This is a genomic window from Nocardia niwae NBRC 108934 = DSM 45340 (assembly GCF_001613465.1).
Taxonomy (GTDB): Bacteria; Actinomycetota; Actinomycetes; order Mycobacteriales; family Mycobacteriaceae; genus Nocardia; species Nocardia niwae.
Genome location: NZ_BDCK01000015.1, coordinates 85,662 through 97,296 on the forward strand (window position 1 = coordinate 85,662; position 11,635 = coordinate 97,296).

11 protein-coding genes are annotated in these 11,635 nt (G+C 66.4%); 4 read left to right on the forward strand and 7 right to left on the reverse strand.

Annotated elements, in window-relative coordinates; all coding sequences use genetic code 11:
* The first annotated feature begins 436 nt into the window (after nucleotides 1-436).
* Nucleotides 437-640 carry an FAD-dependent oxidoreductase gene (locus tag NNI01S_RS35200; RefSeq protein ID WP_169812921.1) on the forward strand — a complete coding sequence of 68 codons (204 nt, stop codon included), beginning with the start codon at nucleotides 437-439 and terminating at the stop codon, nucleotides 638-640.
* Nucleotides 641-775: 135 nt separating this feature from the next.
* Nucleotides 776-928, forward strand: a complete 153-nt coding sequence (locus NNI01S_RS34255; RefSeq protein ID WP_245676000.1) for a DUF1206 domain-containing protein — start codon at nucleotides 776-778, stop codon at nucleotides 926-928.
* Between the two features lie 238 nt (nucleotides 929-1,166).
* Here the strand turns inward: NNI01S_RS34255 and NNI01S_RS04265 are convergent, their stop codons facing one another.
* The 3 genes from NNI01S_RS04265 to NNI01S_RS35865 all read right to left on the reverse strand — a co-directional run bounded on the left by NNI01S_RS04265 (nucleotide 1,167) and on the right by NNI01S_RS35865 (nucleotide 5,139).
* On the reverse strand, nucleotides 1,167-2,909 hold the full coding sequence (locus NNI01S_RS04265; RefSeq protein ID WP_063017698.1) for a GMC family oxidoreductase: 1,743 nt from the start codon (nucleotides 2,907-2,909) through the stop codon (nucleotides 1,167-1,169).
* Between the two features lie 50 nt (nucleotides 2,910-2,959).
* Complete coding sequence (locus NNI01S_RS04270; RefSeq protein ID WP_063017700.1) at nucleotides 2,960-4,417, reverse strand: flavin-containing monooxygenase; 1,458 nt, start codon at nucleotides 4,415-4,417, stop codon at nucleotides 2,960-2,962.
* Between the two features lie 362 nt (nucleotides 4,418-4,779).
* Nucleotides 4,780-5,139: a hypothetical protein gene (locus NNI01S_RS35865; RefSeq protein ID WP_063017701.1), complete on the reverse strand. Its 360-nt coding sequence runs from the start codon at nucleotides 5,137-5,139 to the stop codon at nucleotides 4,780-4,782.
* A gap of 353 nt (nucleotides 5,140-5,492) precedes the next feature.
* On the opposite strand from NNI01S_RS35865, the gene NNI01S_RS04280 reads away from it, so the two are divergent.
* Nucleotides 5,493-5,912 (forward strand): RICIN domain-containing protein, encoded by a 420-nt coding sequence (locus tag NNI01S_RS04280; protein ID WP_501193587.1) that lies wholly within the window; start codon nucleotides 5,493-5,495, stop codon nucleotides 5,910-5,912.
* A 505-nt stretch (nucleotides 5,913-6,417) separates the two neighbouring features.
* Here NNI01S_RS04280 and NNI01S_RS04285 read toward each other — a convergent pair.
* A complete protein-coding gene (locus tag NNI01S_RS04285) occupies nucleotides 6,418-7,344 on the reverse strand; it encodes an alpha/beta fold hydrolase (RefSeq protein ID WP_494407700.1) in 927 nt (308 codons plus the stop codon).
* A gap of 37 nt (nucleotides 7,345-7,381) precedes the next feature.
* Here NNI01S_RS04285 and NNI01S_RS04290 point away from each other — a divergent pair, with 37 nt between their 5' ends.
* Entirely contained in the window at nucleotides 7,382-8,023 is a 642-nt protein-coding gene (locus NNI01S_RS04290) for a TetR/AcrR family transcriptional regulator (protein WP_063017703.1), read from the forward strand.
* Nucleotides 8,024-8,164: 141 nt separating this feature from the next.
* Here the strand turns inward: NNI01S_RS04290 and NNI01S_RS04295 are convergent, their stop codons facing one another.
* The 3 genes from NNI01S_RS04295 to NNI01S_RS04305 all read right to left on the reverse strand — a co-directional run bounded on the left by NNI01S_RS04295 (nucleotide 8,165) and on the right by NNI01S_RS04305 (nucleotide 11,458).
* Nucleotides 8,165-8,332, reverse strand: coding sequence for a DUF4236 domain-containing protein (locus NNI01S_RS04295; RefSeq protein WP_084488582.1), 168 nt, complete (start codon nucleotides 8,330-8,332; stop codon nucleotides 8,165-8,167).
* 219 nt (nucleotides 8,333-8,551) lie between these two features.
* Nucleotides 8,552-10,042 (reverse strand): glyceraldehyde-3-phosphate dehydrogenase, encoded by a 1,491-nt coding sequence (locus tag NNI01S_RS04300; protein WP_063017706.1) that lies wholly within the window; start codon nucleotides 10,040-10,042, stop codon nucleotides 8,552-8,554.
* A 165-nt stretch (nucleotides 10,043-10,207) separates the two neighbouring features.
* Nucleotides 10,208-11,458 (reverse strand): lipase family protein, encoded by a 1,251-nt coding sequence (locus NNI01S_RS04305; protein ID WP_439956116.1) that lies wholly within the window; start codon nucleotides 11,456-11,458, stop codon nucleotides 10,208-10,210.
* Nucleotides 11,459-11,635: the final 177 nt, after the last annotated feature.

Genomic DNA, 11,635 nt, shown 5'->3' on the forward strand with positions numbered 1-11,635 from the left:
CCCTGGCCATCCGGCCACGCGCCGGCGTCCCCGGGGTCCCGCAGAGCGTTTGCTCTGGCGCCGACGATAGCTGAAAGTAAACGACGGTTCTGGTCTATTCGGCAGAATCGATGGCGCGGAACCGGGCGGACGCCGGAGTGCCGGGCAGCACGGTTTACATGGCTGTTCCGGCGACGGGAAGCCGAAGACCATGAATTCTCCCGGCGCACAGCGCTGGAACTCGGAATCGAATCCGGCCGAGAACCTGAGGGCCTCCACGGTCGAGTGGGTCTTCGACGCCACCGGCATGCACGACGGCGATCGCCGAAACGGGTACTGCCATCGCCGGTGGTCAGCGCGTCCTGGGATGTCGTACATCTGCGCAACGAGGATTTCATCGGCAGGGCGAAGGCATCGCTGCACCAGCACTATCCGGAGGCCCGGCACCGCGCAAGTGTTGCACAACAGGGTGATTCACCAGCCGCAGGCCAGTTTCCCCGCCCATCCCGGCTTCGAGTCGCCGCGGCTGAGCCAGACGACACCCATCCGAGAGCTCTTCCTCGCCGGCGACTGGACCAGGACCGAACTGCCGTCCACCATGGAGTCCGCGGCGGAGAGCGCCCGGCGAGCCGTCGGGGAGTACCTGACTGCCGCGAAGTGAGCGGAATGTTTTGAGCGGCATGGTGGCTCGTCCGGCTGCGCCGTTCGGCGACCTCGGATGATTTCGTCGCGGTTATTCCACCCGAAGTGGGCAATACGGTTCATGGAGAGGTGAGAACCATGAGCTTTGTCCGAAGTGCTGACAGGTATCGATGGCGCCGCAACGGTCGCCGACAGCGCCTTGGGCCCCTGGCTGCTCATCGCGGTGTCGCTCGGCCTGATGGCATTCGGCGTCCTGTCGTTCCTCCAGGCGAAATACCGGCGCACCTACGGTGGCGTCCCGGTGTAACCGGAGTGGCGTCTGCCCGTCGCCTCCTCATCCAGGTGCGCCGGCCATTCGCGCTCGACGCCTGGGCGGCGGAGTGCCACCGACATCGACTGGTGTCACGGCGTCGGCCTCGAGTCTGCGGACCCATCGCGGCATTGCTGTTGCCGGTAAGGGGGCGTAGCACGGCTGTCGGACCCGGCGGGAGCGGGGCTCGCGCCGTTGACCGAACACCAGGTCACCACCTGACCCCGATGTCGGATCAGCCGTGTGTGTCGGCGGTCGGTGCGGAGCGGGTGGGCGGCCCTTTGATCTCGACGATCGGCAACCGCAGCGCCGCGGGGGCATCGGCCGGGACCGTCGGGTCGCGGGGCGGCACGGGTGCGATGCGCCGGTAGGGAGCGCCCGGCTCGGGACGCGGATCCGGCTCGCCCTTGTTCGGCCAGAGGGCAACCGCGCGTTCGGCCTGCGCGGTGATCGTGAGCGACGGGTTCACCCCGAGGTTGGCCGAGATGGTCGAGCCGTCGATGACGTGCAGTCCCCGGTATCCGTGCATCCGATGGTAGGGATCGACGACCCCGGTGTCCGGGGACTCCCCGATGACGCAGCCGCCGATGAAATGCCCGGTCATCGGGATGTCGAACAGCGCGCTCCAGCCGGCACCCGGGATGCCGTCGATCTTGTCGGCGACCCGGTGCGCCACCTCGTGCCCGGCCGGAAGCCAGGTCGGGTTGGGTTCGCCCACACCCTGTTTGGTGGTCATCGTGCGGCCGAAGAGGCCGCGCTTGGTGTAGGTGGTGATGGAGTTGTCGACCGACTGCATCACCAGCAGCCCGATCATCTGTTCCGACCAGCCGCGCGGGTTCTGCAGATGGAGGGCGTCGCGGCCGAGCTCGCGCATCGTGCGTGCCCACAGGCGCAGCTTCGGCGTGCGCCCGTCCGGGTCGATCATGGCGGTGCCGATGAGACCGATCGCGTTGCTGCCCTTGCCGTAGCGCACCGGCTCGATGTGGGTGTCGTCGTCCGGGTGGATCGAGGAGGTGATCGCCACCCCTTTGGTGAAGTCGGAGTCCTTGCGGCGGCTGCGGACCGAGAGCAGTTCCTCGGAATTGGTGCGCGAGAGCTCGCCCAGCCGCGGCGAGATGTCCGGCAGTGAACCGCGATCACGGAGCCGGTGCAGCAGTTTCTGAGTGCCCAGTGCGGCCGCTGCGAAGACGACCTGCTCGGCCGTGAACTTCCGGCGAGCCTTGCGCACCCAGCGGCCGGTGCGGACGGTGGCGATTTCGTAACCACCGCCGGGCAGGGGGCGCACATCGGTCACCGTGGTGAGCGCATGCACCGTCGCACCGGCCTGCTCGGCGAGGTAGAGGTAGTTCTTGACCAGGGTGTTCTTGGCATTGTGGCGGCAACCGGTCATGCACTCGCCGCAGTGCGTGCAGGTGCTGCGGGCCGGTCCGACGCCGCCGAAGAACGGGTCGGCCACCTCCTGACCGGGGCGTGTCCCCTTGCCGCCGAACAGGACGCCGACGGGGGTGCTGCGGTAGGTCGCTCCGACGCCCATCTCCTCGGCGATCTCGGCCAGCACGCGGTCCGACGGCGTGGTCGCCGGGTTGGTCGTCACGCCGAGCATCCGCTTGGCCTGGTCGTAGTGCGGGGCGAGTTCTTCTTTCCAGTCGGTGATGTGGGCCCACTGGCGGTCCTGGTAGAACCGGTCCGGCGGCTCGTAGAGGGTGTTCGCGTAGACCAGCGAGCCACCGCCGACGCCCGCCCCCGCCATGATGAAGGTGTCCTTCAGCAGCGTCAGCCGCTGGATGCCGAAGCAGCCGAGGGCCGGAGCCCACAGGTACTTGCGCGCGTCCCAGGATGTTTCGGCGAATTCGTCGTCGGCGAAGCGCCTGCCCGCCTCGAGCACGCCCACCCGGTAACCCTTCTCGGTCAGGCGCAGCGCGGTCACGCTGCCGCCGAAGCCGGAACCGACGACCACCACGTCGTAGTCGAACGTCATCTGATCTCCACCACTTGTCGAAGTTGCTGCCGGGGACGAGGCGGGCCGGGTCACGAGACGAGCCTCGCGTCGAAGTCCGCGGGATCGAGCTTGCGCGTGTGCCACCGGTAGCTGGTGACGGTGCCCGGCCAGTTGTTGGTGATCCGCCCGGCCGCGTTGCGGTACCAGCTCGAGCAGAAGTTCCACGGCGTGCGGTCGAGGCGCTGTTGCAGCCGGTGATCGAAGCGGGCCTCGATGTCGGGACGCACCTCGAGTACGTGGCCCGGCCGCTCGGCGAGCCGCTGGACCGCCTGGCGGATGTAGCGGGCTTGCGATTCGATCATGTAGACGATCGAACCGACGCCGAGGTTGGTGTTCGGGCCGTAGATCAGGAACAGGTTCGGGTAGCCGGGCACCGTGATGCCTTGGTACGCCCTGGCGCCCTGCGCCCACTCGTCGGCCAGCTTGCGCCCGCCCCGTCCGGAGACCTGCATGGGCCAGAGGAATTCGGTCCCCTTGAAGCCCGTGCCGTAGACGATCGCGTCCACCTCGTGCAGCACGCCGTCGGCAGTGCGCACGCCCTCTGGGGTGACCTCGGTGATCGCAGTGGTCTCCACCGTCACGTTGGGCCGGGTGAGCGCGGGCAGGTAGTCGTTGGAGAACAGCGCCCGCTTGCAGCCGGCCGGGTAGTCCGGGGTCAGCTCGGCGCGCAGGTCCGGGTCCGCCACCTGGCGCCGAAGATGGCGCAGGCCGATCCGCGTCACCAGTTTGCGGATGATCGGCACGTCGACGATACCGAGGGCGAGGAACTCGCAGAACAGCCAGAACGCGAAGCGCTCGGTGAGGCGGGTCGGCGGCAGCAGCCGGAAGGCGCGATGGTGCCAGGCCTTGTACTCGACGTCCGGCTTCGGCATGATCCACGCCGCCGAGCGCTGGAACAGCGTCAGGTGCGCCACCGAAGGCGCGATCGCGGGCACGAACTGCACCGCGCTCGCGCCGGTGCCGATGACCGCCACCCGCTTGCCGGTCAAATCGGCCTGGTGATCCCACTCGGCGGAATGGAAGGCGGTACCGCGGAAGGTCTCCACCCCGGGGATGTCCGGCAGCGCTGGCCGCGAGAGCTGCCCGACCGCGGAGATCAGCACATCGCAGGTCAGCTGGGCGCCGTCGGCGGTGCGCACGGTCCAGCGTCCGGCGGCGTCGTCGAACTCCGCTTCGGTGACCTCGCTGCGGAACCGGATCTTGGGCAGCAGGTCGTGGTCGCGGGCGATGCCACGCAGGTAGGCGAGAATGTCCGGCTGCTGGGAGAACCGCTTCGGCCAATCGGTGCGCGGTGCGTACGAGTAGGAGTACAGCGGCGAGGGGATGTCGCAGCCCGCGCCGGGATAGGTGTTCTCCCTCCAGACGCCGCCGACGTCCTCGGCTCGCTCCAGGATCGTGACATCGTCCAGGCCCGCCCGCTGGAGTTCCATCGCCATGCCGAGCCCCCCGAAACCGGTACCGATGATGACGATCGAAGGTGTGCTCATGGTGACGACGCTATGGCCTGGACAGAGATCGCCGTCAAACACTCGAGGTCAGAAAATCAATACTTTCGGCCAAATCGTCGGTACGGCGCCATCACGCTGACCTCGAACGACAGAACGCCGTAGCCGATCGGCAGGGTGCCGCCCGCGATACGGACGATCGACCCGTCGCCCTCCGTCGCGACGCGGCGGAAATATGCCCGGCTCGGCCGCGCGCAGGCAGTAGTTCTGCTCGCCGGCCCCACACGGCGGGCACATCCCGCAGCTCCACGGGCCGTAGACGGCGACCGCGTCACCTACCGAGTGGCACACGCCCGCCGCCGAGATCTTCAGCAGGGACACAGACGCCGCTTCGACGCGCACCCCTATCCGAAGGAGCTCACGTTGTTCACTTGGTTCGACTGCGTATACCCGCTCTGCACGTACTCGATGCTGAACCCGCCGGAACTGTCCCAGGTGATCGGCGTCGATTCGGTGCCGACATTGGTCATCCACAAGATGTAGATCTCATGTCCGGCCTCGTATTCCGAGCTGGTCTGGCCCGGAGCCAGGACGAACAGTGATTTGGGCTTGTCCCATTCCTGCCGGTAGACCGACACGTATACGTCCGTGTCGTTGTACAGCTTGTACCAGCCGGGCGAGCTGCGGTCGACGGGTTGCCGCTGTTCGGTCAACGAGGACAAAGACACGGTCTTGCGCTTGGTCTGCATGCCGGTATCGGTCATCGGTCGTCTCCCTTCAGGGGTGCGCTCGGCGCACGGGGAATCGAGGCGCGCCCCTCGCCGAATTGCAGCGGAGATCGCGCCGCTTCGTGGTGCGGATCGGTCACCGGAGCAGAACGTGTTGTGGCTCTTCGGACGCTCGCACGGTGGCAGCATATGAATACGCCCCCGGCGCTTCCCTCACCTCTTTCGGATGAATTACCGCGGAGCGGAGTCGTTTGATCGCAATCAGGATCCAGTCGACGGAATTCGCTTCGGCGTCCGGCCGATTCTGCTGTACTCGCTCTCGGCGATTCGCCGTGGAGGAAGACTACGAGATCAGGGCAGCGTCACCGCCGGTGTCGCGCTGGGTAGCGGTGCGCTCACACAGTGAGGACGAGACCATGACTACCAAATATCAGATCATCAATTACGACACCGGACAGGCCCTCGGGGTCGACGGCCACGGGGATAGTGTGACCTTGCAGCAACGTGCGCCCGAGGATGCCGCCCAGTTGTGGAACGTACTGGTCAATGCCGAAGAGGATGACTTGGACATCGTCAACACGAAAACCGGCGGTTATCTCTCGGCCACCGGTTCGAATGGCCAACTGATGTGTGGCGCCGAGCGTTTCGGCTGGGATCTGCCCGAGTTCCCCGAGATATCCCCGATCGCCACCAGTGATGACAGATCCGTAATCGGCATCTACTTCAACAATCGACCACAGTTGATGCCCAACCTGACGCCCGATCATGAACGCGACAATGAGAGGTGGATATTCCATCAGGTGTTGTAGCAAGCCACCGTCTCGAACATCCCCGGACGCGTTCGCGCGGATTCCAAAATCGGCATGCGGCCCTCGCGCCCCAGCGTCGCAACGGTAAACCTTCTCGTCGATGTCAAGGCAAGACCCCGCGCGGTGGGACCGTCGTCGCGCCTCGATCCGGCCGTAGGCGAGGCCGGGTCATCCGGGTGCCACGAGCGATCCCGAGCGGGGTCGTTCGCAAGACTTCAGCCCAGGTGGGCGCCTGCTGCCTTCGCGATTTCATCGAGGGCACGCACTGTCTCCGATTCCGGGGCGCCGGCAGGCCGAAGAGCAAGCGCTGCGCTCCGGCCTCGGCATAGCCGTCGATCAGTGCCGGATCGGTCGCCACAAACGCGACGGTCACCGGCAGGCCGCTGCCGCGCAGCGGGGACGAGGAGCAGTGGCGGTACGCACGAACGATCGCCTCCAGCGGAGTCGCTGGCCGGAGCACACGCTGACCGCGTTCGTTCCCTTCGCTCGGTTGTCGCCATCGGCGTCACTCGCCCGGGAACAGGTGGGTGCGGAGGAATTCGATCTGGTCGGTGACGACGTCTTCGACAGCCGGTGGGTGATACACCGTGAAATGGTCGGCGTCATAGTGTTCGAGTGTGCCCTGGGGGACAGCGGCGGCGACCTTCTCGGCGATCGCCGGATCGATGAGGTTCTCCCGGTCGCAGGCGCACACCAGTAGCGGGCACCGGACGCGGGGCGCTCGGGAGGCGGCGTTGTAGAACAGCATGCCCAGCCCGGAGGCGGCGGTGATGCGGTTGTCGAACCGGTATTCGGAGGGAGTGACCGACAGCCAGCCTTCCAGCGCGCCAGGCTGATCGACGAAGGCCCGTTCGCCCGGCCGCCCGACGATCGGCACGTACCTGCGAGGCAATCGCAGCGCGGCGCGGATCAGGTCGGAGGTGATCGGTGCGGTGAACCGGGCCAGGTGGCGTACTCCGGCCCGGGAGACGACCGCTCGCCCGCTGAAGACGGGGCACTGCACGACCGCGGCGGCGAGATCGTCATGGCGAGCCGCGGCGGTCAGAACGTGGCTGGCGCCGAACGACGTTCCCCACAGCGCGATTCGGCCGCCATCGATCTCGGGCCGGGCGCGAGTGAACGCGAGGGCCGCGTCGACGTCCGCGGCATAGCGTCGCTGGCTGATCATTTGACGGGGCCGCCCTCCCGATTCGCCCAGATGGCGAAAGTCGAACGCCACCACGGCGATTCCGGCCTCGGAGAACCACTTCTCGTACTGGCCGAGCATCATCTCGTGCGTTGCTCCGCCGCCGTGGACGAGCACGACGGCCGGGTGGGGGCCCGGACCCGCAGGCAGGGTCAGCCACGCGGCGCACGTGTCGCGGCCGGACGGGAAGGATGTGCGGACGGTCATCATCACTCCATTCAGGTACGTTGTACGTAAACCGTCCACAGTTAAACACGTACGATGTACTTGATCAAGGAGTGGGATGCCCGCGCCTCGCAAATTCACGCTCGACCAGCTGCAAACCGCCGCGCTCGAGCTGGTCGACAATGACGGATTGGCCGGTTTGACCATGCGCAGCCTGGCAGGCGCGCTCGGTACCGGCGCGATGACGATCTACAACTACGTCGACGGACGGGAAGGCCTGGAACAGCTCGTCACCGGCGCCGTCATGGCCCAGGCGCGGTGGGACTCCGATCCGGGCGGCGGGTGGGAGGAGCAAGTCACCGCGATCGCCGTGGGGACGTGGCGCGCCGTCCGCGCGCATCCCAACGCCATCCCCCTGATCCTCACCCGCCGCAGCCTCGACGAGGACACGCTGCGGCCCGCCGAAGCTCTACTGCGTGCCCTCGCCCGCGGCGGCATGTCCGGGCGCCGCCTGCTGATCGCGTTCCGGGCGGTGTCGGGCGTGATCGCCGGCTCGGCCCAAGCCGAACTCGCAGGCCCGCTCGCGGCCGCACGCGGTGACGACGCCCGCACGGTCACCGACCGGATCACCGGCCTGCCGGCCCCGCGCTTCGCGAAACTGATCGAAATCGCCCACGCCGCGCTGGACAGCGACCCCGAGGACGAATTCCGTGCCGCACTACACATCATCCTCGCCGGTTTGCGGCACGATCGCGAGTGACGGCGCCGTCAGCGTCCGCGGCGATTACCGTGTGTCTCGTCTGGTGACGACCGTGTCGTCGGAAAAACGTGGATTCCGTCGTGAATTCGTCAGTCCCCGAAATGGCAGTGGGCCGACGCGGATACAGCCCGGCCGGTCCGCTCAGCGTTGACGCCAGCTCAGCGGGCCCGGCAGGTCGACACTGTTCTTCTTACTGCGGGAGTTCCAGGACCACGGGCCGATCTTGATACTCCACGAGGACAGACCCGATTGGGTGAAGTTCAGTTTCAGCGGCCCGAAGGATTTGCGCTGACGGTATCTGACGGGCATGAGCAGCTCTCCTGACTCGCTGGCAGGGTAACCGATCCGGTTATCCCACATGGCTTTCGATCAACAGGATTGACCGAATGCCCGCCCGCAAACCCGCATACGGGTGTGGCCGGTGGAAGTCCGCATCGAGACCATGCGCCGATCGGACCGGGAGCCGAAGCCCCCGCGAAGAGAGCACGGGCCCGGCGCCGGTGCCGACCGCTATTTCGTCTGCGCGAGCTACCTCGCGTCGACCGCGCTCAACACGCGAGAGCCGGCGGCGGGGCCCAGTTGTGCGCCTGCCTGCGGGTAGGTCGGATACTCGATGCCCGAGATGTACTGAACCGTCCGCACCACCTGGCAGGAGTAGCCGAATTCGTTGTCGTACCAGACATACAGGATCGCCGTGTCGTCCTCGACGATGGTGGCATTGGCGTCGATGATCGACGCGGCGCGCGATCCGATGAAGTCGCTGGAAACCACGTCCGTGGCGGCGGTGTAATCGAGGTTTCGGCTCAACGGCCCGGCGAGCGAAACCTGACGGAGGTACTCGAGCACATCGCTCTTCGTCGTTTTCCGCTGGAGTTGCAGGTTCAAGATCGCAACGGATACGTCGGGGGTGGGCACCCGGATCGAGTTGCCGGTGATCTTGGCCTCGAGATCCGGCAGTGCCTTCGCGACCGCGGATGCGGCGCCGGTTTCGGTGAGCACCAGATTGAACGGCGCGGACCGGCCGCGACGGTCCGCCTTGTGATAGTTGTCGAGAAGGTTCTGGTCGTTGGTGAACGAGTGCACCGTCTCCACGTGCCCGCGGATGATGCCGTACTCGTCGTCCATGGCCTTGAGCGGCGGAACGATCGCGTTGGTGGTGCACGAGGCGCACGAGAAGATCCGTTGCGACAGGTCCAGGCTGCGGTGGTTGACGCCGTGCACGATGTTCGGAACGTCGCCCTTACCGGGCGCGGTGAGCACGACTTTCGCGATGCCGGGTCGCAGATGCTGCGACAGCCCGGCACGATCACGCCACCTGCCGGTGTTGTCGATCAGGATGGCGTCGTCGATCCCGTATTCGGTGTAGTCGATCGTCGTCGGATCATCGCTGTAGATGAACTTGATCACGTTCCCGTTCGCGGTGATCGTGTCATTGTCGGTATCGACCTTGATCGTGCCGTTGAAGTGACCGTGCACCGAATCCCGGCGAAGCAACGACGCGCGCTTGGCCAGGTCGTCGTCGCCTCCTCTGCGTACCACCACGGCTCGCAGGTTCAACCCGTTGCCGGATCCGGCCTTCTCGATGAGCAGGCGGGTGACCAGGCGACCGATGCGGCCGAAGCCGTAGAGGACAACATCTCTCGGGCCTGGTGACCGAGCCTTGTTGCCGTCGGTCACCTCCGCCAGCACCGCTGCGGTGAACTCGCGGATCGACAGTCCCCGGTCGTCGGTGCGGTAGGTCATGACCAGTTGACCGAGATCGATCTTGCAGGGTCCCAGATCCAGCTCGCTGAGCACTTGCAGGAAGGGAAGGGTCTGGTCGACCGACAATTCTTCGCCCTCGATCTGCCTCGCGAAGCGGTGCGTCCGCAGGATGCTGATCACCGACTTGTTCACCAGTGACCGGCTGTGCAGCAGGATCGTCACGCCTTTCCTGCGATACAACGTGCCGATGATCGGAATCATCGCCTCAGCGGCGGCTTCCTGAGCGTTCCAGCGGTCAAGATGTTCGGTAGTCAACGCAGGCCCTCGGATTTCCTCGATTTTTTCGCCGTATCGATGCTAATGAGGGCCTCGATATCACCGAGGCCGGATACCCACTGGTGAGATCGCCAGGTGGTGACGCACTCGGGCGCAGATCCTGTCGTACTCGTAATCCGTCGACCGAAGCGAGCGGGAGACACCTCAGCAGTTGGTCGGGGCGGGCTCGCCGCGAACCCGGGCTTCGAGCCACAGCAGCACCGCGGGCGCTCCCAGGACCGCTGGAGTCAAATGCTCGAGCGCGGACTCCGGTTCGACCGTAGGCACCCGCAACGTCTGCACCCGCACCCCCGCCGCGCACCAACGGCGCATGGTGTTGTCGATCGCATCGACCGGAATCTGCCGGTCATCCGGCGAATGCCATTCGAAGATCGGTATTTCCGGCACCCCGACGTAGAGTTCCAAGCTGTTTTCCTCCAACACCGACCGGGCTTCTCGGTTGTCGAAGATCGCGGTGTCGGTGACGTAGTCCCGCGCGCTGCCGTTGATGCCCGCGATGAGGATTTCGTTGCTGCAACCGTTGGCCATGGCCGCACCGACCTCGAGGCCGCGCGGGTTGAGGTACGAGCTGGTCGGCAGCCGGTCCGGGTACTCCCGCTCCAGACCGATCGCCGCCGCCATGGCCAACCCGAACGAAGGGTGCGGGTCCAAGCCCAGCGCCTCGGCGATGGTCACCAGATTCATCGGAGCACCGCCGATTGCCGCGCCCGCGAGCTTCAGGTCGGGTGCGTACGTCGGCTGCAACGCGGCTGCCCACGCGGTGGCCAAGCCGCCGCCGGAGTAACCGGCCAGGACCGTTGGGCTGTGTTGTACGGCGAATGCGGGTAGCCGCTGCACTGCTCGGATGCCATCCAAGACGATCTGGCCGCCCAGACGCGCGGCCCCGAGAGCGAACTGCGGTCCGAGGTGGTCCGGCAGCGCGACACTCCAGCCCTGCGCCAGCACCACGTTCAAGATCGGCGTGGTCGCCACCAGATTCAGGTCGTCGCTGTACAGCTTGTGCGATATCGCGCAGTCGGTGCCGAGCGCATTGATGAAGTGCTGATAGGACAGCAGTGGCCCATCGGGCCGCCGGCCGAAGGGCGTGAGAACCGTGGTCGTCGCCGCGATCGGCGCTCCACGCGAGTTGGTGGATCGGAACTTGACCAGTGTGACGGTGGAGCCGGGGAAGAGGGCCAGCGGCGGCATCGCGCGCACGTCGAGCACTTCGCCCGGTTGGTGTGCCGCCAGATCCGCCGGGGCGGCGTAGAACGGATCCGGGTCGGGGCGCGGATACAGTGGGTCCGCGGTGGCGATCGTTGCCAGGAGCAACCCGAGGGCTGCACCGCCGATCACACCGAGCGCACGAGCTGTGCCGCTGCGTCTGTTGCCGGAGAAACGAGTAAATCGCCGGATCACAACCTCGACCTCCAGTAGTTCGACGTTTGTCAACAGTCGGCTTCCATCCAATGCCGAGTCTTTGGCAAATCTTCAGCGACACGCCGGACGCGAAGCCGTAGGCCGGTCCCCGTCTCGTCCGTCGACCGGGCACTGGTCACACCCCGGGCCGCGATCATCAACGGCGCATCGCAT